Below are 23,737 nucleotides of genomic sequence, written 5' to 3' on the forward strand. Positions count from 1 at the left end.
ACCAGGCCAACCCTCAGACATCAACGCCGAAGTCAGACCTCGGACGTTGACTCAGACCTCAGAACTCAGACATTGACGCCGAAGTCCGCGGCGATGCCCGCCAGGCCGGACGCGTACCCCTGGCCCACCGCGCGGAACTTCCACTCCGCACCGTGCCGGTACAGCTCACCGAAGACCATCGCGGTCTCGGTCGAGGCGTCCTCGCTCAGGTCGTAGCGGGCCAGCTCGGCCCCGTCCGCCTGGTTGACGACGCGGATGAAAGCGTTGCGTACCTGGCCGAAACTCTGCCCGCGGCTCGCCGCGTCATGAATGGAGACCGGGAAGACGATCTTCGCGATCTCGGCAGGCACCTCGGCCAGCCTGACGTTGATGGACTCGTCGTCCCCCTCGCCCTCACCGGTCAGGTTGTCGCCGGTGTGCTGGACCGAACCGTCCGGGCTGGTGAGGTTGTTGTAGAAGACGAAGTGTGCGTCCGAGGCGACCTTGCCCGACTCGGTGCACAGCAGCGCACTGGCGTCCAGGTCGTAATCGGCGCCTGTCGTCGTCCGTACGTCCCAGCCGAGGCCGACCGTGACCGCGGTCAGTCCGGGCGCTTCCTTCGACAGCGAGACGTTGCCGCCCTTGGCCAGCGAGACTCCCATGGCTTCCCTCCAGGTATTGCCTGTGTTCCGGGTCTGGCTCAAAATCTACAGGAGTGTAGAAATATGGGTCCGGAATCTGCGGCGTCCGGCGACAAGCCCGGCTGCGACCGCATGGATCCGGCCACTCAGTAAAATGCGCCGACGTCCCTGCCCGGGGACACCGCGCGTTGGGAGGCGACGGCATGGGCGGCACGCCCTTCGGCAAGGCGCTGGGCGTCGGCGGCACCCCAGGCCGGGCAAGGCTGGGCGACCTCGGCGGCACCGGTCGCGAGCGCGCCCGCCGACGCGGCCAGGGCCAGCTGGAGGCTCAGGTGCTGGCCGCGCTGCACCATGCGCCGGGCCCGGTCACCGCCGCCTGGGTGCAGGAACGACTCGACGGGGACCTCGCGTACACGACCGTGATGACGATCCTCTCCCGGCTGCACGCCAAGCAGGCCGTCACCCGCGAGCGGTCCGGCCGCGCCTACGTATGGACGCCGGCCGCCGACGAGGCGGGGCTCGCCGCGCTGCGGATGCGCCGCGTCCTGGACGGTGAACCGGACCGGGATGCCGTACTGACCAGCTTCGTCTCCGCGCTCTCGGAGCACGACGAGCAGTTGCTGCGCGCCCTCCTGGACCGCGCCGACGAAGCCGAAGCCCAGGCCGAAGCGGAAGCCCAGGCCGAAGCCGAAGCCAAAGCCCACGACGGCGCCCACGAAGCCGGGCCCGGCCACGCCACGGCCGCCGGGCCCGTCGGCGAGGGCCGGCCCGAGGGCGAAGCACACGGAGACGGAGCCTGACCGGTGGGCGTCTTCGTGTTCCTGCCGCTCGTCCTGCCGCTCACCGCGCTGCCGATCGCCCGGCTCGCGGAGCAGCACCTCCACCCGCGCGCCACCACCCGCCTGCTGACCCTGCTCGGCGCCGTCCTCGGCCTGTGCAGCACGCTCTGCCTGGCACTGCTGATGGTCGTGGGCACCGCCCAACTGCCCGGCAATCCACTGCCGGACGGGTGGTCCGATCCGGAGGTGCGGGCCGCGGTCCCGTACGCCGAGGTCGCCGGCTCCGCCGCGATTCCCCTGCTGACCACCGCCCTCCTCACGTGTGGTGCCGCACTGCGCCGGCACCGCCGGGTGCGGGCCCGTACGCACCACGCCCTGGACGCACTGCCGGCCGGCGCCGATCCCGCTGTGCTGCCGGACGACGAGCCGTACGCCTACGCCGTGCCCGGCACCCCGGCCCGCCCCGGACGGCCCGCGCGGCCCGGCCGGATCGCGGTCTCCCGAGGGATGCTGCGCAGCCTGGACGGCGACGAGCGGCGCGCGCTGTTCGCCCATGAGCACGCGCATCTGCGCTGCCGCCATCACCGCTATCTGCTCGCCGTACGCCTGGCCGGCTGCGTCAACCCGCTGCTGCTGCCGCTGCGTTCCGCGGTCGCCTTCGCCACCGAGCGCTGGGCGGACGAGGAGGCCGCGCGGGTGGTCGGCGACCGGCGGCTGACCGCCCGGGCCGTGGGCAAGGCGGCGCTGATCGCGCGGCCCGCGCCCGCTCCGGAGCTGGCGCACTTCGCGGCGCCGGAACCGGGGCCGGTACCGCGCCGGGTGGCGGCGCTGCTCGGCCCAGTACCGCCGGCCCGGCAGTGGCCGCCGGCGCTGACCCGGGCGGGGCTGGCCGCGCTGATGGCCGCCGCCGGAACCGCCGCGTCCGCGGTCTCCGCGCTCAACGCGGCGGTGGCACTGTTCCTCGTCCTCAAGGCGGCGACACCGCTCTGACGTCCCGACGGCGCCCCGGGGGCTCCCGCCGACATCCCGAGCCCGCCCGGGGGCTCCCGCCGACACCCCGAGCCCGCGCCGACGCCCGCCGCCTGCCGCCTGCCGCCTGCCGCCTGCCGACGCCGGCCTTCACTGACGCCCGGCTCCATCCGATCCCCGGCCCCACTGACGCCCGGCCCCCACTGTCGCCCGGTTTCGCGTTCCCGGGGCAATGGGGCTGCCAGGGAGGCACACTGATCGCCAGGACGTCTCATGGCAGCCAACTTCTACACACCTGTAGAAGTTCCCGGTAGAGTTGTCGCACATGCGCAACGGGCGCGGCCGAAGGGGGAGATGGCGACGAGGTGCGGACTCCTGAGCTGGGACTGCCCGCCTCCAGAGACGGAGGTGCGGTGGGTCTATCAGCCTGTCGAGGTCCAATACCCGGACGGCAGCTGGGACTTGGGGCGGATCAGCGCCTGGTGGACAGACGATGCCGGCGACGTGTGGTGCCGGCTGCGGACGCTGCCCGGTGGCGACGGCCCCCAGTGGCACCGTTACGATCCCGAGTCCATCCGGCTCCTGCCCAGCGACGGCATCTGACCCGCACCCGTGCCGGTCACCGCTGTCGCCGCTCATGAGCGCGGTTTCACGTGAAACAAGCACCAAGCAGCAAGCAGCAAGCACCAGAAGGGCCTCCGGCGTGCATGACAGGCAGACGCATCAGCAGTCGGCCCGACGAGGCAGCGGCACGCCCCGCTCGTCCCGTACCGGCGACACCGCACGTCCCGCCGGCACCGGCGCCCGCCGTAAGCCCTCCGGCCCCTCCCCTCGACCCGACGGGTCCGCTAGGGCGGGTGGGCCGAGCAGATCACGTGGTGCGCGAAGGCCATCCGGTGCGGGCGCTTCAGGTGGTCCGGGCGGCTCCGGTGGCGTGCGGATGACCCGGCGCGGTCGCATCGTGGCCTGGACCGGCGGCATCCTCGGCGTCCTGCTGCTCGGCACGGCCGGCGTCGGCGCGTGGGTCTACCAGCATCTCGACGGCAACATCAACGGCGCGAACATCGGTCTGGACGGCGACCGGCCGGTCAACCTCAGCCCCGGCTCCAAGAACATCCTGGTCGTCGGGTCGGACAGCCGTGCCGGCGCCAACGCCAAGTACGGCCGGAACCTGACCACCATGCAGTCGGACACGCTGATGGTGCTGCACATCTCCGCCGACCATCAGTGGGCCACCGCGGTGTCCTTCCCCCGCGACTCCTGGGTACAGATTCCCGCCTGCACCCAGGGCAACGGTTCGCCCTCGGCCCCGCACCATTTCAAGATCAACGAGGCGTTCTCGATCGGCGGTGACACCGGTGACATCTCCAAGGCCGCAGCCTGCACGATCAAGACCGTCGAGAAGAACACCGGTCTGCGCATCGACCACTTCACCTCGGTCGACTTCCAGGGCTTCAAGGGCATGGTCAACGCCCTGGGCGGCATAGAGGTCTGCCCCCGACACGCCATCCACGACAAGAAGGCCCACCTGGACATGGCCGCAGGTTGCCAGACCGTCAAGGACGAGCAGGCGCTCGGCTACGTCCGTACCCGTTACAGCGTCGGCGACGGCTCCGACCTCGGCCGCATCGGCCGCCAGCAGGAGTTCATGAAGGCCCTGGCCGCCAAGGCACAGTCCAAACTCACCAGCCCCGGCGATCTCTACGGCTTCCTGGACTCGGCGACCAAGTCCCTCACCACCGACAAGGAGCTGGCCGGGCTCAAGCCGCTCTACGACCTCGCCTCGACGGTCAAGGACATCCCCTCCGACCGCCTCACCTTCCTCACCGTCCCCAACTACCCGCGCGAGGCGGATGTCCCCACCGACAAGGCCAATGTGGTCTGGCAATACCCGCAGGCCGGCGAGCTGTTCAGCGGCCTCGCCCACGACCGCGAGACCGGCGCCGCGGGGAAGAAGAAGTTCGAGGAGGCCGCGAAGAACCCGGTGACCGCGCGCTCCGTCCGGGTCCGTGTCCTCAACGGCACCGGTACCCCCGGCCAGGCCGCCTCCGCCGCCGAGCGGCTGCGCAAGCTCGGCTTCACGGTCGTCGGCACCGGCAACGCCCCCGCGACGGACAAGACCGCCCTCACCTACCCCGCCGGGCTCGGGCCGCAGGGCGAGGTGCTCGCCGCGCGCCTGCCCGGCACCAAGGCGGCGGAGTCGGCCACCGCGGCGCCGGGCATGGTGACGCTGACGATCGGGCCGGACTTTCCGGCGGAGGCAGGGGAATAGCCCCTGCCGTCTCCGTCAGGCGTGCAGTCGCTCCACCGGCTGGGCCGTGTGCACCTCGATGTCGTGTGCGGCCCGCTGCAGCAGCTGGTGGCTGAGGTGCGACATCGCCCGGGCCACCGCCAACTCGTCGCCGATGGCCGGGACGTTCTCATCGGTGGGGTTGCAGCGAGCCGTCCCCTGGCCGACCATCTGACCGCCTTCCTTGCCGCGCAGCCGGGCCTCGGCGCTGACCTCGCTGCCCTTCTCGGTAATGGTGATCTCGGCGTTCCATGTCTTCGTGGTCACCGGAAGCCTCCTCGTACCTCCCACACGCAGCACAGGACCTGCCCCCATACAAATCGTCGCACCGCAGCTCAGAGACCGCAGCTCAGAGGCCGGATCTCCGGGTTGTGGCACCAGGAAATGGGGGGTTTCCCCCATACCCCGGCCCGCGGTGCCCGCCCTAATCTGATCTCCGTGGCCGCAGGGCAGGGAGACGCCCGGCCGCCTCGGAAACTTCTGGGCATATCGGGGGGACTTCATGAACAAGCGCGCCTGCATCATCGGGGCCGTGGCGCTGGCCTGCATCGGAGCGGGGGGCCTCAGCGGCTGCGGACTGCTGCCCGGCGAGACCTTCACGGACGACGCCAAGATCTCGAAGAAGATCACGGCGATCCGGATCGACGGCGAATCGGGCAGTGTCACGGTGCGCGGCGGCAAGAGCGGCGGGCCGGACGGCGCCACGGCGTCGGTCCACCGCTCGGTCACCTACCGCGGCGACCGTCCGGAGGGCGCGACGCACCGGGTGGAGGGCGGTGTGCTGGTGCTCGGCGACTGCGGCGACGACTGCTCGGCGAGTTACACGGTCGAGGTACCGGCCGGTCTCCCGGTGAGCGGTGAGACCTCCAACGGGGCGGTGAATCTGACGAAGGTGGGTGCGGTGGACGTCACCACCAGCTCAGGGGCCGTGGAGCTGGACGACGTATCCGGCACGGTCGACGTCCACACCTCCAACGGCCGGATCGCCGGACGCGGCCTGTCGGGCACGCACATCACGGCCGAAACCTCCAACGGGGAGATCGACCTCACCCCGGCCACCGCGCAGAACGTCCGGGCGAAGACGTCCAACGGCGGTATCACCGTGACGGTGCCGAAGGGCGACTATCGAATAGCCACCCGGACCACCAACGGCAGCAAGGACATCACCGTGCCCGACGCCCCGGCGGGGCGCTATCGCCTCGACCTGACCACCACCAACGGCAGCATCACCGCGAAGTCCGCCTGACGGTCCGCCTGCCGATCCGCCCGGCGGGCGGCGGGCTGCCTGGCAGCGGGAGAGTTCCAGGGCAGCCGCCACTCAGCTCTCCCTCCGCCCCTCCGTCCGCGCCGCCGTCAGTCCTCCCCTTCCAGTTCGCCCTCCGTCTCGAGGAAGGCCTCCCGCAGCGCGGCCAGCGTTTCGGCGTCCGGCTTCTCCCACATACCGCGGGACTCGGCCTCCAGGAGGCGTTCGGCGATGCCGTGCAGGGCCCAGGGGTTGGCCTCCTGGAGGAAGGCGCGGTTCTCCGGGTCGATGACGTAGGTCTGGGCGAGCTTGTCGTACATCCAGTCGGCGACCACACCCGTGGTGGCGTCGTAGCCGAACAAGTAGTCCACAGTGGCGGCGAGTTCGAAGGCGCCCTTGTAGCCGTGGCGGCGCATGGCTTCGATCCAGCGGGGGTTGACGACCCGGGCGCGGAAGACCCGGGAGGTCTCCTCGACCAGCGTCCTGGTGCGGACCGTCTCGGGGCGGGTGGAGTCGCCGATGTACGCCGCGGGGGCCTTGCCCTTGAGCGCCTTGACGGTGGCGACCATGCCGCCGTGGTACTGGAAGTAGTCGTCGGAGTCGGCGATGTCGTGCTCGCGGGTGTCCGTGTTCTTGGCCGCCACCGCGATGCGCTGGTAGGCCGTCTCCATCTCCTCGCGCGCCGAACGCCCGTCCAGGCCACGGCCGTAGGCGTAGCCGCCCCAGACGGTGTAGACCTCGGCCAGGTCGGCGTCGGTGCGCCAGTCGCGCGAGTCGATCAGCTGGAGGAGGCCCGCACCGTACGTCCCCGGGCGGGAGCCGAAGATCCGGGTGGTGGCGCGGCGTTCGTCGCCGTGGGAGGACAGGTCCGCCTGGGTGTGGGCGCGGACGAAGTTCTGGTCGTCCGGCTCGTCGAGTCCGGCGGCCAGCCGTACGGCGTCGTCGAGGAGGCCGATGACGTGCGGGAAGGCGTCCCGGAAGAAGCCCGAGATGCGCAGGGTGACGTCAATACGGGGGCGGCCCAGCTCGGCGAGCGGGATGGGCTCCAGGCCGGTGACGCGGCGCGAGGCGTCGTCCCATACGGGGCGGATGCCCAGCAGGGCGAGGGCCTCGGCCACGTCGTCACCGCTGGTGCGCATCGCGCTGGTCCCCCACAGGGACAGTCCGACCGACTGCGGCCACTCGCCGTTGTCGGTGCGGTAGCGCTCCAGCAGCGAGTCGGCCAGGGCCTGGCCGGTCTCCCAGGCGAGGCGGGAGGGGACGGCCTTGGGGTCGACGGAGTAGAAGTTGCGGCCGGTCGGCAGGGTGTTGACCAGGCCGCGGAGCGGGGAGCCGGAGGGGCCCGCCGGGACGAAGCCGCCGTTGAGCGCGTGGACGGCGTGGTCGATCTCGTCGGTGGTGGCGGCGAGGCGCGGGACGACCTGGCGGGCGGCGAAGTCGAGGATGTCGGCGACCGCGGCCGGGTGGCCGTCGGCGACCCGGGCGACCGCGGCCGGGTCCCAGTCGGCGTCCTCCATGGCCTGGACGAGAGCGCGGGCGGTGTCCTCGGCCTGGTCGGCGGTGGTACGGGTGGCCGCGGACTCGTCCAGCCCGAGCGCCTCGCGCAGGCCGGGCAGGGCGGTGGTGCCGCCCCAGATCTGCCGGGCGCGGAGGATGGCGAGGACGAGGTTGACGCGGGCCTCGCCGGCCGGGGCGGCCCCCAGGACGTGCAGTCCGTCGCGGATCTGGGCGTCCTTGACCTCGCACAGCCAGCCATCGACGTGCAGCAGGAAGTCGTCGAAGCCGTCGTCGTCGGGGCGTTCGTCCATGCCCAGGTCGTGGTCGAGCTTGGCGGCCTGGATCAGGGTCCAGATCTGGGCGCGGATGGCGGGCAGCTTGGCCGGGTCCATGGCGGAGATCGCGGCGTACTCGTCCAGGAGTTGCTCCAGCCGCGCGATGTCGCCATAGGACTCGGCGCGGGCCATCGGCGGGACGAGGTGGTCGACGAGGGTGGCGTGCACCCGGCGCTTGGCCTGGGTGCCCTCGCCCGGGTCGTTCACGAGGAAGGGGTAGATCAGGGGCAGGTCGCCGAGGGCGGCGTCCGGGGCGCAGGCGGCGGAGAGCCCAGCGTTCTTGCCCGGCAGCCACTCCAGGTTGCCGTGCTTGCCCAGGTGGACCATGGCGTCCGCGCCGAAGCCGCCGTCCTCCTGGGAGGCGGCGATCCAGCGGTAGGCCGCCAAGTAGTGGTGCGACGGCGGCAGATCGGGGTCGTGATAGATCGCGATCGGGTTCTCGCCGAAGCCGCGCGGCGGCTGGATGAGGATGAGCAGATTGCCGCGCCGCAGGGCGGCGAGCACGATATCGCCGTCGGGGTCGCGGCCGGGCTCGCCCGCGTGGCTGCGGTCGAGGAACATCTCGCCGGGCGGCGGCCCCCAGTGCTCCTCGACGGCGTCGCGGAGTTCCTGCGGGAGGGCCCCGTACCAGCGCCGGTAGTCGGCGGCCGGGATGCGGACGGGGTTGCGGGCCAGCTGTTCCTCGGTGAGCCACTCCTGGTCGTGGCCGCCGGCCTCGATGAGGGCGTAGATCAGCTCGTCGCCGTCGCCGGAGGCGAGGCCCGGGACGTCCTCGGTGCCGAAGTCGTAGCCCTCGGCGCGGAGGCGGCGGAGCAGGGCGACGGCGCTGGCGGGGGTGTCCAGGCCGACCGCGTTGCCGATCCGGGAGTGCTTGGTGGGGTAGGCGGACAGCACCAGCGCGAGGCGCTTCTCCGCGGCCGGGATGTGGCGCAGCCGGGCGTGACGTACGGCGGTACCGGCGACCCGGGCGGCGCGTTCGGGGTCGGCGACGTACACCGGGAGGCCGTCCTCATCGACCTCCTTGAAGGAGAACGGCACGGTGATCAGGCGGCCGTCGAACTCGGGGACGGCGATCTGCGAGGCGGCGTCGAGTGGGGAGAGCCCCTCGTCGTTCTCCGCCCAGGCGCTGCGCGGCCCGGTCAGGCACAGCGCCTGCAGGACCGGTACGTCCAGGCCGGCCAGCGCGCCCGCGTCCCAGGACTCGTCATCTCCGCCGGCGGAGGCCTCGGCGGGCTTGGTGCCGCCGGCCGCGAGCACGGTCGTGACGATGGCGTCGGCGGCGCGGAGGGCGTCGATCAGCTCGGGTTCGGGGGCGCGGAGGGAGGCGACGAAGAGCGGCAGGGCCCGTCCGCCGGCCACCTCGACCTGCTCGCACAGGGCCCGTACGAAGGCGGTGTTGCCGCTCATGTGGTGGGCGCGGTAGTAGAGCACGGCAACGGCGGGACCGTGCTCATTGCGGGTCTCCCACTCCAAGGGGCCCCAGGTGGGCGCGGCCACGGGCGGTTCGAAGCCGTGGCCGGTCAGCAGCACGGTGTCGGAGAGGAAGCGGGCGAGCTGGTCGAGGTTGGCGGGGCCGCCATGGGCCAGGTAGGCATGCGCCTCGGCGGCGATGCCGATGGGGACCGTGGACTGCTCCATGAGCTGGGCGTCGGGGGCCTGTTCGCCGGTGAGCACGATGACCGGCCGGTGCTGGTCCTCGGCGAGCAGGATGTCCAGGCCCTCCTGCCAGGCGCGGATGCCGCCGAGAAGGCGTACGACGACGAGGTCGGTGCCCTCCAGCAGCGCGGGCAGTTCGCTGACATCGAGGCGGGCGGGGTTGGCGAGCCGGTACGGCACGGGGCCGGTGGCCGCGCGGGCACTGAGCAGGTCGGTGTCGGAGGTCGACAGCAGCAGAAACATGCGAGCGCAGGCCTTCCTCGGGGTGTCCGCGCCCCGGGTGGTCGTAAGGACGGCGGGAGTTCCTGGCTCACCCGGCATGGGCCGGGTTCACAGTGGCGGGACCGCGCCGGAGTCTCACCGGGCTTCCTCCCTCGGGCCGCAGAGCCCGGCGCCGTCGCTGGCGTCCGGCGGGCCAGCCGACCCACCGACCTGCATAGTAAGGGGCAGCGGGTGGGGTGCGTAAGCGGGCCTGTGCACCTGCCTCCCGGGCCGTGCCCCGTCCTCCGCCGCGGCACGGCCGGTGGCCGGATCGCCCCGGATCGGCCACTCACCGTCGTCGGTATGCTCGCCGCCATGCCGCCCTCCCCCTCGATACGGCCCCATGAGGCCGCACCGCCCATACGGGATCGCGGTGACGCCTGCCCGGGAGCGCTGCGGCTGCACTCCGCCGCCGATGGCTGCCTCGCCCGAGTGCGGGTACCCGCCGGTGATCTGACGGTACGTCAGGCATCTGTGCTGGCCGACGCCGCCGACCGTCTCGGCGACGGGCACCTCTCCCTGACCTCCCGGGGGAACATCGAACTCCGCGGCCTGCCGGACGACTGCGGCGCCCGGCTCGCCGCCCTGCTCCGCGACGCCGGCCTGCTGCCCTCGGAACGCCATGAGCGGATCCGCAACATCCTCGCCTCCCCGCTGGCCGGGCTGGACCGCAACACCCCTGCTGACGTGCGGTCGTGGGCCCGGGAGCTGGACGCACTGCTGTGCGCGAGCACGTCCGCGACCGCGCTTTCGGGCCGCTTCCTCTTCGTCCTGGACGACGGGCGGGGGGATGTGGCAACGCTCGGCGGGGATGTGACCTTGGTCGCAGAACGGGGCGGAGCTGCGGCTTCCGCGAGTCCGGCGGGGACCGGGGGCGGAAGTGGACCTGGCGACAGGAGTGGCCCGGGCGACGGGAGTGAGCCTGGGAGTGGAAGTGGGCCTGGGGGTAGAAGTGGGCGCGGCAACGGGAGTGGGCCGGGGGGCGGGAATGGCCCCGGGAACGGGAGGGGAAGCAGGTCCGGGTGCGGGGCGCTGCTGCGGGTCGGCGAGGATCCGGCGGCGCTGAGGATCGCGGGCCGGGACGCGGCACGTGCTGCGCTCATCGCCGCCGAGACCTTCCTGGCCGCCGCCGAGGCGAACGGCAGCGGCGCCTGGCGAGTCCGCGAACTCCCGGCCGGACAGGGGCTGACAGCCCTGGACGTGGCGGAGCGGCTGCGGACGGCGGGCATCGCGGCGGAGTACGTCGCTGATGCGGCGTATGCGGCGTATGCGGGGCACATGGCGCACGCGGCGCAGGGAGCACACACGGCCGACGCTGCGGACCCATCCGCGGGCGCATCCGCGGCCCCCTCCGCAGATTCTTCCGCTCCGGGAATCGTCGAAGGTCCCGATGGCCCCGATGGCTCCGACGGCCCCGATGGGCGCCACGTCGCCCTCTCCGTCCTGGCGCCGCTGGGCCGGCTGAGCACCGCCCAATGGCGCCTGCTCACCGCCACCGCAGCCCACCACGGATCCGGCGAACTGCGCCTCACACCCTGGCGCGGCATCGTCGTCCCCGGCCTGGCGGCCACCACGGCCGACGCCCGGCTGGCCGCCCTGTCCGCCGCCGGGCTGGTCACCGACCCGTCCTCCCCCTGGTACCGCCTCGGCGCCTGCACCGGCCGCCCCGGCTGCGCCAAGTCCCGTACGGACGTACGCGCCGACGCCGCAGCCGCCATCGGGACAGGCACCCCCACGCCAGGCGACGCCCCCGCCCTCACCGCGCCTCTCGCCACACCCGAGCACCCCGTCCCCCTCCCCCCACACGAGCCACGCGTCGCCGCCCTGCGCGATCTGCCCGTCCATTGGTCCGGCTGCGAACGCCGCTGTGGCCACCCCCACGGCACCTGGATCGACGTCCTGGCGACACCCGACGGCTACCAGGTATCGGTCGTACGGCCACCACACGCACCACCAGCAACACAAGAAACGAGGCCACAGTGACCGCGTTCGAGTACGAGAGGGACGGTGCGGCGATCTACCGCCAGTCCTTCGCCACCATCCGCGCCGAGGCGGACCTCGCCGGCCTGCCCGCCGACGTCAGCCGGGTCGCGGTCCGCATGATCCACGCCTGCGGCATGGTCGACCTCGTACCCGACCTGGCCTTCACGCCCGGCGTGGTGGCCGGCGCCCGGAAAGCCCTGCGCGCCGGTGCGCCGATCCTCTGCGACGCCACCATGGTCGCCAGCGGCGTCACCCGTAAGCGGCTGCCGGCCGGCAACGACGTCCTGTGCACGCTCACCGATCCGTCGGTGCCGGACCTGGCCGCCCAGATGGGGACCACCCGCACCGCGGCCGCGCTCGAACTGTGGCGGGACCGTATGGACGGCGCGGTGGTGGCGATCGGCAATGCGCCCACCGCCCTCTTCCGGCTCCTCGAAATGATCGAGGAGGGGGCACCGCGCCCCGCCGCCGTCCTCGGCATTCCCGTCGGCTTCATCGGCGCGGCGGAGTCCAAGGACGCGCTGATCGCCCATCCGTCGAAGCTGGACCACATCGTGGTGCGCGGGCGCCGCGGCGGCAGCGCCATGGCCGCGGCCGCGATCAACGCCATCGCGAGCGAGGAAGAATGAGCGTGACCGTGACCGTGAGCGAGCAGCAAGAGCAGCGGGAGCAGCAGGAAGAAGCGACGGCCGCCACCGGCCGCCTCTACGGTGTGGGCCTCGGCCCCGGTGACCCGTCCCTGATGACGATCCGGGCCGCCGAAGTCATCGCCGAGGCCGATGTCATCGCGTACCACAGCGCCCGGCACGGACGCTCCATCGCACGCGCGATAGCCGCCAGCCACCTGCGCACCGACCACATCGAGGAAGCGCTGATCTACCCGGTCACCACCGAGTCGACCGATCACCCCGGTGGCTACCGGGGTGCGCTGGACGAGTTCTACGAGGCCGCCGCGGCCCGCCTCGCCGCCCACCTCGACGCCGGCCGCACGGTCGCCGTCATCTCCGAGGGCGACCCGCTCTTCTACGGCTCCTACCAGCACATGCACAAGCGGCTGGCGCACCGCTACCCGACCGAGGTGATCCCCGGTGTCACCTCGATCAGCGCCGCCGCGGCCCGCCTGGGCAGGCCCCTCGCCGAGGCCGACGAGGTCCTCACCGTCCTCCCCGGCACGCTCCCCGAGGAGGAGCTGACGGCGCGTCTCGCCGCCACGGACACCGCCGTCGTCATGAAACTCGGCCGCACCTTCCCCACCGTCCGCCGCGCCATGGAACGCTCCGGCCGCCTCCCCGAGGCCCACTACGTCGAACGCGCCACCATGCCCGGCGAACGCACGACCCCCCTGGCCACCGTCGACACCGAGACCGACACCGTCCCCTACTTCTCGGTCGCCGTCGTGCCCAGCCGCATCGCAGCGCTGCCCACACCCGCCACCTCGACTCTGTCCGCCACATCGACCGATTCCACCCAGTCCACTCAGCCCACCCAGTCCACCCAGCCCACTCAGTCCACTCAGTCCACCGACTCCGACCCCACCGGCCAGGGTGAGCAGGCCGCCCAGCGCAGCACCGCCTCCTCCGACACCGGCGAGGTCGTCGTGGTCGGCACCGGCCCGGCCGGCCCGCTCTGGCTCACCCCGGAGTCACGTGGCGCCCTCGCCGCCGCCGAGGATCTGGTCGGCTATGCCACCTACCTCGACCGCGTCCCGGTACGCCCGGGCCAGCGTCGCCACGCATCCGACAACAAGGTCGAGTCCGAACGCGCGGAATTCGCCCTCGACTTGGCCCGGCGCGGCCGTCGGGTCGCCGTGGTCTCCGGTGGCGACCCGGGCATCTTCGCCATGGCCACTGCCGTGCTGGAGGTCGCCTCCCAGGATCCGTACCGCTCCGTTCCCGTACGGGTCCTCCCCGGCGTCACCGCCGCCAACGCGGCCGCCGCCCGCGCCGGCGCCCCGCTCGGCCACGACTACGCGGTCATCTCCCTCTCCGACCGCCTCAAGCCGTGGGAAGTCATCGCCGACCGCCTCCGCGCCGCCGCCACCGCCGATCTGGCCCTGGCCCTCTACAACCCCGGCTCCCGTACGCGCACTTGGCAGGTCGCCAAGGCCCGCGAACTCCTCCTCGAACACCGCTCCCCGGACACCCCGGTCATCCTCGCCCGCGACATCGGCGGCCCCGAGGAATCCCTCCGCACGGTCGCTTTGACCGACCTCGACCCCACCCAGATCGACATGCGCACCCTCCTCATCATCGGCTCGTCCCAGACGCAGGTCGTACGGCGTGAAGACGGGAGGGATGGGGACGTGGTCTGGACGCCACGGACGTATCCGGAGCAGTAGCGCGGTATTGGACGGGCAGTGGCCCCTGCGGCAGGCAGGGGCCACACAGCGTCACTTGGACCAATAGGGGTCAGGCGCGTCAGGCGTGTAGTCCGGTCCGCCGCCGGGCGCCTCGGGGAATTTGTCGCCTTCTTCGCCCTCAACGTCACCGCTGGGCCCGTCGGATAGGGCACCAACACTAGCAGCAATGGAGACGTCACCGAAGCCAGTTACCGAAAGATTGACAACGCAGCCATCCGACCTTTTCCCGGAAATCGAAGGCTCACGAGGATCCAACATAGTGATCTTGAACCCCTCTCCCCTCCAGTAATTTTCGACGACCGCGAGAAGCTTGGTCAGCTTCGCCTTCGATATCTTGGTACGCACATGACGCTGCCTGCCAACTCTCACTTCCCCATCGGATTTATTCGTGAAAGAATTTCTGCGCTGCGACATGTGAGCGGGGTCGTCGCGCCATTTGAGTCGAGGGCTCACCATCTTGAAAGTTTCATTCAGCAGCGAGTCGACTTGCTTGACTGCCTGTTCCACACTAATGGTGGGCTCGGGGTCGTCACCCCGCAAGAGAGAGCACCCATCCAGCAACCCAGATACCAACACTACGCCAACGACCGTCAAGCAAAACTTCCGTCGAATCATCAGATTCATCGCCTCGCCTGGAAGGTAACCTTCTCCGGGTGGCCGGCCACTATCGCCCCCATATTGTTCAATGACCGGGGATCACCCTCATCGGGCGGATCAAAGTAGCTGGAATGCGAATTCCAAGGTACACCGGGATCCACTGCAAACCGATTTCCGCCAAAATCTTCGCTGGCCGGATCCTGACCGAACCACAATCCATGCGGATCGACAAGATGAGCTATTCCGGCACCGATAGGGCCACCGATGGCGGCGGCACCGGATTCACCCTTGGAAGGCGCGTGGGTAACCGGATCACTCTCGGCCGCTCCCACCCATACATGACCGGCGCCGACCCCAAGCTCCTCGGCCTTCTCCGCGCCGGTCCCAGGGCTGCCCACGAGGACGATGTCGTCAGCAGGGATTCCCCCCTCACGCTGAGCCGCCTGACCCACCGTGAACGACCCGTAACTGTGGCCGATCGCCGTGACGTGCGGTCGATCCCCCTGATGGGTCGCTTGGATGCCGTCCAAGAAATTCCCGAAGTCCGCCCCGCCTCTCTTGCCTCGTTCCTCGCCTGCAACCGCAAAGTCACTGGGCCCGCCCGAGCCGATCTGCGGCGCGTCGTATCCAAGCCAGACGATTGAAGCCGTCTTGCGTTGCCCGCGGTCAGCAGCGTCCGCCGATTTCCAGACGTTCTTGGCTCGCTCACCATCCTCTCCCCCTATTCCTGAGAGGGTAGTGCCCAGACCAGGCACATAGGCGGCGACATTATCCGCAGTATCAGGGTCACCGTACGACAGGATGGCACGCCCCTGCCCCTCTGGGCCAATGCCGAGCAGAAGCGGTTCTGGCTTCTTTCCCTCGTCGTCGTCCAGGCGCTTTCTAATTGCCTTGAAGCCGTCATGTTGTTCCTTCACCTCGTCCGGCACAGGCTCCGGATACGTGGCAATCAGCCGGTCAAGATTAACCCGATTCGCCTTGTCGCGAGTCTTCGCCGGTATCCCGTCGAGGTTTCCGACGACGTCCGGGTTGAGCGCCAGCTGTTCCTCCTGCTCCTCCTTGCTCAGGCCGTTCCACCAGTCCCGGACCTTCTTCGGATCTGTGCCCTTGGCAGGAGCGGACTGCAGCCCCACAGCCTCTCCGGCAATCTTGGAGATGTCCGAGGCGTCTCTCTGAGACTCAAGACGGTCCACGTCAAGCCCTCTACCGACACGGAGTCTCGCAAGTGCGACTCGATATCGGGCGTCTATCTCCTGGGCTCTGCGCAGGGAGGACAGAATGTAATTCTCAACGCTGAGCCTCTCCCGCTCCTTCGCCGGCGGTCCCGCGTCCGGGTCTCCGGTGGGTATGTCCCCCTCATCGGCGTACAGGACCTCACCGGTCGGAGCCACCTTGTATCCCTTACGAGTGGCTTCGTCCACTGCCTGATGGAGCATCTTCTGCTCTTGGCGGAGTTCGGTAATGGCTCCGTCCAGGGTCGCCTGGATCAGTGCACATTCCTGGCTGCTGAACTGAAAGTTCTCGCTCAGCCTGCTCATGCGCTTCTGCGCCTTGTCAGCTGCTTCCCCGGACCACTCATGCTTCAGCGGCCGGAGCATGTGAGCGTCCGTGCGGTCGCAGTAGCCCCCGAGTCGCCGGGCGACCTGCGCCCATTCTTCCTTCGCGCTTTCCAGCGCGGAGAAGTTGAGGTTCTGCACGTCTCGTACAGTCAGCGTCATCGGGACATCATCCAAAGGGGCTGTCGAAGCGGGCAGCGCTCTGCGCGGCGGGGCGGACGGAGACGGAGCTTCCGGCGGCAGGGCGAGTGAACGACCGCGCGGTCTCCTCGTCGTTCTTCTGGTAGTTGTCCGCAGAAGCCCGGAGCGATTGCGCGACTTGGCCGCACTCCTTGCGGACATCGCTGAGCCGGTCATGCCAACTCTGGTGAGTTCTCAGCAGCTCCGCAGCGAATTCAAAGCCCTGTGTCTGGCCCGGCACACTCTGATGATGCGCGTTCAGGCTGTCCAGGGCGGTCCCTAGGCCGGCGTACATCTCCTCGCCATGGGTGGCGGCTGTGCGCAGTGCTGCCGGATCGACTTTGTTGGTCGACAAAGCTCCCCCGATTCCCCGTGGATTCCCCGTAGATTGACAGCCTGCCACCCTATGCGATGGCCCCGGGTCGGTTGTCGGTTCCGTTGAAAAGGTCGTAGAGCCAGGTGGCGGCTTGCTCTGGGGTTGCTGCCTCTGGGATGCCTGTTGGGGTCGGGGGGCGGCGTACGACTACCACCGGCACGCCGGCCTCCCTTGCGGCGGTGAGTTTGGGAGCCGTTGCCGCGGCGCCGCTGTCCTTGGTGACGAGGACGTCGATGCGGTGGGTGTGGAGGAGCTCGCGTTCGCCTTCCAGGGTGAACGGGCCGCGGTCCAGGAGCGTCGTCATGTGGGGTGGGTGCGGCGGCTCGGGCGCGTCCACAGAGCGGACGAGGAACCAGTGGTCGGTGAGGTGGGCGAAGTGGGAGAGGCCCATGCGGCCGGTGGTGAGGAAGACGCGGCGGGTGCCGGAGAGGGTGGGGAGGGCTGGAAGGGTGGGGAGGACCTCGGCGGCCTCGTCGAGGGAGGCAACCGGGTGCCAGACGTCCCCCGGTCCCGGTACCCAGCCGGGCCGGCGGAGGGCAAGCAGGGGAACATGGGCGGTGGCGGCCGCCTGGGCCGCATGGAAACTGATCGTGCCGGCGAAGGGATGGGTGGCGTCGATGAGCGCGTCCACCGCGTGCTCGCGCAGCCAGCGGGCGAGGCCCTCGGGGCCGCCGAATCCTCCGATGCGGACCTCCCCGGCGGGCAGGCGCGGGGTGGTGACCCGGCCGGCGAGTGAGCTCGTCACGTGCAGGGACGGGTCCGCGACCAGGGTGGTGGCCAGGCGGCGGGCCTCGGTCGTACCGCCGAGGATGAGGACATGGCGGACCGGACGGACCGGGCGGGCTGCGTCGGGCATGGGGTGTGGATTCCTCCGTGGCTGATGAGCAGACGAAGGGTACGGGACAACGGAGGGCGAGCACGGGGGCGGCCGCTGGTGGGCGGAGCGCGCAGCTCGCGCACACCGGGCTGCGGCACGGGTGGACGACCGGTGCATGTGCCACGGCGGCGAGCACGGCCGCGTACACGGCGCTGCTGAGCGGGGAGTTCCCGGATCCGGTGACGATCACGCTGCCGAAGGGGCAGACGCCGTCGTTCGCGCTGGCGGTGGAGGAGTGGGAGGAGTGGGGGGAGTGGGACGCGGAGCGCGGCGTCGCCATGGCGGGGGTGGTGAAGGATGCCGGGGATGATCCGGATGTGACGCATGGGGCGTTGATCCGGGCACGGGTGCGGGAGTTGGCGCCCGGGTCGGGTGTCGTGTTCAAGGCCGGGCCCGGCGTCGGGACCGTGACGCGGCCGGGGCTGCCGCTGGAGGTGGGCGAGCCGGCGATCAACCCCGTGCCGCGGCAGATGATCCGGGAACATCTGGTGCGTGTCGCGGAGCGGTATGGCCGGGGTTCGGGGTCGGGATCGGGGTCGGGATCGGGATCGGGGTCACGTTCGCGTTCGGCTTCGGCTTCGGCGAGGGAACAAGGAACGCCGGGGACGACTGGAACGGCGGGAACGGCCGACGTCGAGGTGGAGATCTCCGTCGATCACGGGGAGGAGATCGCACGCAGTACGTGGAACCCGCGGCTGGGCATCCTGGGCGGGCTGTCGATTCTCGGGACTACCGGGATCGTGGTGCCGTACTCGTGCTCGGCATGGATCGATTCCATCCGGCGCGGGGTGGACGTGGCGCGCGCGGCGGGGCGTACGCACGTGGCCGGGTGTACGGGATCGACGTCCGAGAAGGTCGCCGTCGCGCTGCACCATCTGCCCGAGGACGCGCTGCTGGACATGGGGGACTTCGCGGGGGCGGTACTGAAGTACCTGCGGCGGCACCCCGTGGACCGGCTCACCATCTGCGGCGGGTTCGCCAAGCTGTCCAAACTGGCGGCGGGGCATCTGGACCTGCATTCGGCACGGTCCCAGGTGGACAAGGGCTTTCTCGCCGAACTCGCCCGGCACGGCGGCGCCGATGAGGCGCTGGCGGAGGAGGTCGCGGTGGCCAACACCGGGCTGGCGGCACTGCAGTTGTGTGCGGCGGCCGGGGTGCCACTGGGGGATCTGGTGGCGGCGACGGCGCGCGACGAGGCGCTGGCCGTGCTGCGGGGGGCGCCCGTCGCGGTCGATGTCATCTGTATCGACCGGGCGGGGATGGTGGTGGGGCGGGCGGAGCCGCGGGGGCCGGGGCCGAGGCCGGGCGCGGGCGCCGTCACGGATCGGGGCGCGGGCGCCGTCACGGATCGGGGCGGGGGCCCGCGCTCGGGCCCGGGGGCATGAGCCGGTGAGGGGCCCCGTCAGTTCCTCACCGGCCGTCTTTTTTCACTGGTATCCGCGGTCGTCCACTGGCATCCGCAGTCCCTGGTATCGGCGGTCCCACTGATATCCGCGGTCCCACTGATATCGGCGGTCCCGCTGATATCCGCGGTCGTCGCAATTACCGCTTGCTCTTGCTGCGCAGGGAGTCCTGGTCGGCCTCGTCCCGGGAGCCCCGGTCGTCGTCGCGGTTGCGGCTCTCGTCGCGCGAGGCCTCGTCGTCGTCACGGTTCTTCCGGCTCTCGTCACGAGAAGCCTCGTCGTCACGCTTCTTCCGGCTCTCGTCACCGGAAGCCTCATCGTCACGCTTCTTCCGGCTCTCGCCACCAGAAGCCTCGTCGTCACGGTTCCGGCCCTCGTCACGGTCACCCTCGTCGAGGTCCCGGAAGCCGGGGACATCGTCGTCGTCCCGGTATCGGTCGTTGTCCCGCACGGCCCGGTTCTCGCTCTTGTGCCGGCCGACATCCCGCTGAGAGCTGTGCTCGCCCCGGTAGCTGTAGCCCAGCCGATCCGCCACGCAGTCGGCCCCTTCCGTCAGCGCGCCGATCGCCGTACCGAGGGAACAGGCGAGAAGCCGTACGGGACTGTCGTTCATCCACTCCGGGCGTTCCGAATGGGTGCGGGAGGGCGAGGGATCGGATGGCCGTGGGTGGTGCTTCGGGGCGTCGGCGCCGGCGATGCCGCCGCCGAGGAGTGTCAGCAGAGCTGCGGTGGCAACCGTTCCGGCGGCCAGTCTGGTGCGCATCGTGGCGTGCTCCTTCTTATGCGGTTTATTCGGTCGTTTCGGTCGTGAGTCGAGCTTCGGTCTCCCATGAGGTTCGGACCTTCCATACCGGGACCGAACGACCTAATAACCGATATTCACCCCGATGGGGCCGCATGATCAGTCAGACGATGCAGAGGGCGTGGTAATACGCCGTCAGACGACGTGGGGGCACTGCAATACGCCGTCAGACGACACGGGGGGGGCACTGCAATGCGCTGTCAACCACCCAAGGGCGACCGTCAATCACCCCAGTACGGCCGTCAACAAACCCGGTACGACCGTCAACTACCGCAGAACGCCGTCAATCACCACAAGCCCCGTGCAACTGCCTCTCCCGGTCCGGCGAGTACAGATGGCTGTCGCGGAACTGCTCGGCGCCCAGCGTGCGGCCGACCATGATGACGGCCGTACGGACCACGCCCGCGGCCTTCACCTGCCCGGCGATGTCGGCGAGGGTGCCGCGCAGGACGAGTTCGTCCGGGCGGGAGGCCATCGCGACGACGGCGGCCGGGCAGTCGGCGCCGTAGTGCGGCAGGAGTTCGGCCACGACCCGGTCGACGTACATCGCCGCCAGGTGGAGGACGAGCAGCGCGCCACTACGGCCGAGGGTGGCGAGGTCCTCGCCTTCGGGCATGGGCGTGGCGCGCTGGGCGACGCGGGTGAGGATGACGGTCTGGCCGACGGTCGGCACGGTCAGCTCGCGCTTGAGCGCGGCCGCCGCCGCGGCGAACGCCGGAACGCCCGGCACCACGTCGTACGGCACCCCCACCGCGTCCAGGCGGCGCATCTGCTCGGCGACCGCGCTGAAGACGGAGGGGTCGCCGGAGTGCAGGCGCGCGACGTCGTGGCCCTCCTCGTGTGCGCGGACCATCTCGGCGGTGATGGTGTCGAGGTCCAGCTGTGCGGTGTCGATGAGCCGGGCGCCGGGCGGGCACTCGGCGAGCAGCTCACGCGGCACCAGGCTGCCGGCGTAGAGGCAGACTCCGCAGGAGGCGAGCGTACGGGCGCCGCGGACGGTGATCAGGTCGGCGGCGCCGGGGCCCGCGCCGATGAAGTGAACGGTCATGGGTGGTCGGTCTCCTGGGGGTTCGTCTCCTGGTGGGCTGTGCGGGCTATGGGCTACCGCGCCATCGGCTTCACCGCCGCCCACTGCGTGACCGGCATCGCCTGCCGCCAGCCCGTGAAGCCGCCGACCGGCACCGCGTGCGCCACCGCGAGCCGCACCAGTTCGCCGCCGTGCCTCCGGTACCAGTCGGTGAGCAGCGCCTCGGACTCCAGCGTCACGGTGTTGGCGACGATCCGGCCCCCCGGCGGCAGCGCCTCCCAGCACACGGCCAGCAGGCCGGGCGCGGTCAGGCCGCCGCCGACGAACACCGCGTCCGGCGCCGGCAGGCCCGACAGCGCGGCGGGCGCGGGGCCGTGCACGACGCGCAGCTCCGGTACGCCGAGCCCGCGCGCGTTACGGCCGATGCGCTCGGCCCGTACGGGGTCGCGCTCGATGCTGACGGCCCGGCAGCCACGGTGCGCACGCAGCCACTCGATGGCGATGGAACCGGAGCCGCCGCCGATGTCCCACAGGAGTTCACCGGGGGCCGGGGCCAGCGCGGCGAGCGTGGCGGCGCGGACATGGCGCTTGGTGAGCTGGCCGTCGTGCTCGTACGCGGTGTCGGGGAGGCCGGGGACGGTGGAAAGGGGCGGGGTGCCGGGCTCGCGGGCGCACTCCAGGGCGATGACGTTGAGGGGATCGGCGGGCGGCGCGGCCCAGTCGGCGGCCACCCCCTCGACCGTCCGCTCGCGGTCACCGCCGAGCTGTTCCAGTACGCGCATACGGGTCGGGCCGAAGCCGTGGGTACGCAGCAGGGCGGCGACCTCGGCCGGGGTGCCGGCGCCTGCGGACAGTACGAGCACGCGGTGGCCGTCGTACAGCACACGGGCGAGGTTTTCGGCGGGCCGTCCGACGAGCGTGACGACCTCGGTCTCCTCCACCGGCCAGCCGAGGCGGGCGCAGGCGTAGGAGACGGAGGAGGGGTGCGGGAGGATCCGGAGGGGCCGCCCGGCCACCTCGCCCAGCGTCCGCCCGATCCCGTAGAACATCGGGTCACCGCTGGCCAGTACGCACACCCGGCGCCCGGCATACCTGGCGAGCAGCCCGGGGACGGCGGGACGCAGCGGCGAAGGCCACCGGACGCGTTCGCCGGGGAACTCGGGGCACTTCGCGGGCAGCAGCGCGAGCTGGCGGGCCCCGCCGATCAGCACCTCGGCGTCCCGCAGAACGCCCCGGGAGGCGGCGGACAGCCCGTCCCACCCATCGGCTCCGATGCCGACGACGGCGAGGGGTTCAGGAGCGGCGGCCGGGGCCGAGGGTGCGGGGCTCACTGCCGAGTACCTCTTACGTCGAGACGGGCCTGGTGACGGAAGCCGCACTTTACTGACCGGGCGCTGTAGGCCCGCGACCGGGACGTATGCGGACCCGCCCTGGGAGCGGGCACGCCCCGTACCCGTCATCGTGGAAATGGGACGGCAGCGCCGACTGCTGATCCCGGAAACGCCTCGGGCTCCACACTGCCCTGACCAGGCACGATGCGCCGTTCGACGGTAATGACAACGGTCACCGATGCAGCCTTTGGATCTTTCACCGAAGTGCGGTTTGCTTCGCTTCGAGGCGTCGGGACCTCCGAGGCGCCGGGACCGAGGAGCCGGGAAGGAGCGCGCTCATGACCGAGCACGCGCACAGCCACGCGGACAGCCAGGGCCAGAGCCACGGACACAGCAGCGGCCACAGCCACGCCAACGGCAGCGGGCACAGCCACGGGCACGCCCACGGCGTCTCACCGAACGCCGACCGGCGCTGGCTGCGCGCCGCGCTCATCCTCCTCACCGCGTACATGGCGGTCGAGGTCGCCATCGGCGTGATCGCCCAGTCCCTGGCGCTGATCTCGGACGCCGCCCATATGCTCACCGACGCGGTCTCGATCGTGCTGGCCCTGATCGCGATGCGACTGGCGGCCCGCCCGGCCCGCGGCGGCTACACGTACGGGCTCAAGCGCGCCGAGATCCTCTCCGCGCAGGCCAACGGCATCACCTTGCTGCTGCTGTCGGTCTGGCTGGCGTACGAGGCGGTGAACCGGCTGATCGAGCCGCCCGAGGTGGCCGGCGGGCTGGTGCTGGTCACCGCGCTCTCCGGGATCGTCGTCAATCTGATCTGTGTCTGGCTGATCTCCAAGGCCAACCGCGCCAGCCTCAACGTCGAGGGCGCCTACCAGCACATCCTCACCGACCTGTTCGGCTTCATCGCTACCGCCGTCTCCGGTCTGGTCGTGATGACGACGGGCTTCGCCCAGGCCGACGCGATCGCCTCGCTGGTGGTCGTCGCCCTGATGCTGAAGGCCGGTACCGGGCTGGTGCGCGAGTCGGGCCGGATCTTCATGGAAGCCGCGCCGGCCGGTATCGACCCGGACGCGATAGGCGATCACCTCGTCGCCCAGGACCAGGTCGTAGAGATCCACGACCTGCACATCTGGCAGATCACCTCCGGCCAGCCGGCGCTCTCCGCACACATCCTGGTGGCCCCCGGCGGCGACTGCCACAAGGTCCGCCGCGGCCTGCAGGCACTGCTGAGCCAGCGGTACGGGATCACCCACGCCACCCTCCAGGTCGATCACGTCGGCGAGAGCGGTGACGCGGACGACGTCCTCATACTCGGCCCCCGCCCCGACCCCGACGCCACGGACCCGGCACCCAACGCGACGGCCCCCGCCTCCCATCACTGCGAGGACACCCACGGCCCGGTCCACCGCCCGGGCCCCCACGAGCACTGAGCCCGCCACCGTTTCACGTGAAACACTCGCCCGCTTCACGTGAAACACTCCCCCGCCCCACCCCGCCCCGCCCCGACCCCGGTCACCCGTTGGCACCGGCCCCACTCGCGAGCCACGGCCCCACGGACTTACGTGGAAGGTGGCCGTACGGCAG

19 protein-coding genes, 1 pseudogene and 1 riboswitch are annotated in these 23,737 nt (G+C 71.0%); of the genes and pseudogenes, 10 read left to right on the forward strand and 10 right to left on the reverse strand.

Annotated features, from left to right (window positions below):
• Positions 1-65 precede the first annotated feature (65 nt).
• Positions 66-641, reverse strand: coding sequence for a TerD family protein (locus tag ACFY12_RS13305; protein WP_390715900.1), 576 nt, complete (start codon positions 639-641; stop codon positions 66-68).
• Positions 642-823: 182 nt separating this feature from the next.
• Here ACFY12_RS13305 and ACFY12_RS13310 point away from each other — a divergent pair, with 182 nt between their 5' ends.
• From ACFY12_RS13310 to ACFY12_RS13325, 4 genes are all read left to right on the forward strand, one after another.
• Complete coding sequence (locus tag ACFY12_RS13310; protein WP_390715901.1) at positions 824-1,420, forward strand: BlaI/MecI/CopY family transcriptional regulator; 597 nt, start codon at positions 824-826, stop codon at positions 1,418-1,420.
• A 3-nt stretch (positions 1,421-1,423) separates the two neighbouring features.
• On the forward strand, positions 1,424-2,389 hold the full coding sequence (locus ACFY12_RS13315; protein WP_390715902.1) for a M56 family metallopeptidase: 966 nt from the start codon (positions 1,424-1,426) through the stop codon (positions 2,387-2,389).
• A 333-nt stretch (positions 2,390-2,722) separates the two neighbouring features.
• Positions 2,723-2,971, forward strand: coding sequence for a hypothetical protein (locus tag ACFY12_RS13320; protein WP_390715903.1), 249 nt, complete (start codon positions 2,723-2,725; stop codon positions 2,969-2,971).
• A gap of 337 nt (positions 2,972-3,308) precedes the next feature.
• Complete coding sequence (locus tag ACFY12_RS13325; RefSeq protein ID WP_390715904.1) at positions 3,309-4,640, forward strand: LCP family protein; 1,332 nt, start codon at positions 3,309-3,311, stop codon at positions 4,638-4,640.
• Between the two features lie 15 nt (positions 4,641-4,655).
• Here ACFY12_RS13325 and ACFY12_RS13330 read toward each other — a convergent pair whose 3' ends face one another.
• The gene (locus ACFY12_RS13330; protein ID WP_079123842.1) at positions 4,656-4,973 is read right to left on the reverse strand and encodes a DUF1876 domain-containing protein; all 318 of its coding nucleotides are present in this window, start codon (positions 4,971-4,973) and stop codon (positions 4,656-4,658) included.
• A gap of 187 nt (positions 4,974-5,160) precedes the next feature.
• Between ACFY12_RS13330 and ACFY12_RS13335 the strand changes: the two genes are divergently transcribed.
• Positions 5,161-5,904 carry a DUF4097 domain-containing protein gene (locus ACFY12_RS13335; protein ID WP_390715905.1) on the forward strand — a complete coding sequence of 248 codons (744 nt, stop codon included), beginning with the start codon at positions 5,161-5,163 and terminating at the stop codon, positions 5,902-5,904.
• Positions 5,905-6,011: 107 nt separating this feature from the next.
• Here ACFY12_RS13335 and cobN read toward each other — a convergent pair whose 3' ends face one another.
• Positions 6,012-9,632: a cobaltochelatase subunit CobN gene (gene cobN / locus ACFY12_RS13340; RefSeq protein ID WP_390715906.1), complete on the reverse strand. Its 3,621-nt coding sequence runs from the start codon at positions 9,630-9,632 to the stop codon at positions 6,012-6,014.
• 56 nt (positions 9,633-9,688) lie between these two features.
• A riboswitch (cobalamin riboswitch) is annotated at positions 9,689-9,761 on the reverse strand.
• Between the two features lie 204 nt (positions 9,762-9,965).
• Here cobN and ACFY12_RS13345 point away from each other — a divergent pair.
• The 3 genes from ACFY12_RS13345 to cobJ all read left to right on the forward strand — a co-directional run bounded on the left by ACFY12_RS13345 (position 9,966) and on the right by cobJ (position 13,971).
• Positions 9,966-11,633, forward strand: coding sequence for a cobalamin biosynthesis protein CobG (locus tag ACFY12_RS13345; protein WP_390715907.1), 1,668 nt, complete (start codon positions 9,966-9,968; stop codon positions 11,631-11,633).
• Entirely contained in the window at positions 11,630-12,262 is a 633-nt protein-coding gene (locus ACFY12_RS13350) for a precorrin-8X methylmutase (RefSeq protein WP_390715908.1), read from the forward strand. The genes ACFY12_RS13345 and ACFY12_RS13350 overlap by 4 nt, the downstream gene beginning before the upstream one ends.
• 113 nt (positions 12,263-12,375) lie before the next feature.
• Positions 12,376-13,971, forward strand: coding sequence for a precorrin-3B C(17)-methyltransferase (gene cobJ / locus ACFY12_RS13355; protein ID WP_390716268.1), 1,596 nt, complete (start codon positions 12,376-12,378; stop codon positions 13,969-13,971).
• Between the two features lie 51 nt (positions 13,972-14,022).
• Here cobJ and ACFY12_RS13360 read toward each other — a convergent pair whose 3' ends face one another.
• The 4 genes from ACFY12_RS13360 to ACFY12_RS13375 all read right to left on the reverse strand — a co-directional run bounded on the left by ACFY12_RS13360 (position 14,023) and on the right by ACFY12_RS13375 (position 17,557).
• Entirely contained in the window at positions 14,023-14,499 is a 477-nt protein-coding gene (locus ACFY12_RS13360; protein ID WP_390715909.1) for a hypothetical protein, read from the reverse strand.
• A gap of 113 nt (positions 14,500-14,612) precedes the next feature.
• Entirely contained in the window at positions 14,613-16,307 is a 1,695-nt protein-coding gene (locus tag ACFY12_RS13365) for an alpha/beta hydrolase (protein WP_390715910.1), read from the reverse strand.
• A gap of 7 nt (positions 16,308-16,314) precedes the next feature.
• Complete coding sequence (locus ACFY12_RS13370; RefSeq protein ID WP_390715911.1) at positions 16,315-16,680, reverse strand: type VII secretion target; 366 nt, start codon at positions 16,678-16,680, stop codon at positions 16,315-16,317.
• A gap of 49 nt (positions 16,681-16,729) precedes the next feature.
• Positions 16,730-17,557 carry a cobalt-precorrin-6A reductase gene (locus ACFY12_RS13375; RefSeq protein WP_390715912.1) on the reverse strand — a complete coding sequence of 276 codons (828 nt, stop codon included), beginning with the start codon at positions 17,555-17,557 and terminating at the stop codon, positions 16,730-16,732.
• Positions 17,558-17,574: 17 nt separating this feature from the next.
• On the opposite strand from ACFY12_RS13375, the pseudogene ACFY12_RS13380 reads away from it, so the two are divergent.
• Positions 17,575-18,873: pseudogene (locus tag ACFY12_RS13380) on the forward strand (cobalt-precorrin-5B (C(1))-methyltransferase); the annotation flags it as partial.
• Between the two features lie 247 nt (positions 18,874-19,120).
• On the opposite strand, the gene ACFY12_RS13385 reads toward ACFY12_RS13380, so the two are convergent.
• The 3 genes from ACFY12_RS13385 to cbiE all read right to left on the reverse strand — a co-directional run bounded on the left by ACFY12_RS13385 (position 19,121) and on the right by cbiE (position 22,141).
• Positions 19,121-19,744, reverse strand: coding sequence for a hypothetical protein (locus ACFY12_RS13385; protein WP_390715913.1), 624 nt, complete (start codon positions 19,742-19,744; stop codon positions 19,121-19,123).
• A 322-nt stretch (positions 19,745-20,066) separates the two neighbouring features.
• Positions 20,067-20,831 carry a precorrin-4 C(11)-methyltransferase gene (cobM, locus tag ACFY12_RS13390; RefSeq protein ID WP_390715914.1) on the reverse strand — a complete coding sequence of 255 codons (765 nt, stop codon included), beginning with the start codon at positions 20,829-20,831 and terminating at the stop codon, positions 20,067-20,069.
• Between the two features lie 53 nt (positions 20,832-20,884).
• Entirely contained in the window at positions 20,885-22,141 is a 1,257-nt protein-coding gene (gene cbiE / locus ACFY12_RS13395; RefSeq protein WP_390715915.1) for a precorrin-6y C5,15-methyltransferase (decarboxylating) subunit CbiE, read from the reverse strand.
• 338 nt (positions 22,142-22,479) lie between these two features.
• On the opposite strand from cbiE, the gene ACFY12_RS13400 reads away from it, so the two are divergent.
• On the forward strand, positions 22,480-23,583 hold the full coding sequence (locus ACFY12_RS13400; protein WP_390715916.1) for a cation diffusion facilitator family transporter: 1,104 nt from the start codon (positions 22,480-22,482) through the stop codon (positions 23,581-23,583).
• The last annotated feature ends 154 nt before the right edge of the window (positions 23,584-23,737 follow it).

It is taken from the genome of Streptomyces sp. NPDC001339 (assembly GCF_042895955.1).
Taxonomy (GTDB): Bacteria; Actinomycetota; Actinomycetes; order Streptomycetales; family Streptomycetaceae; genus Streptomyces.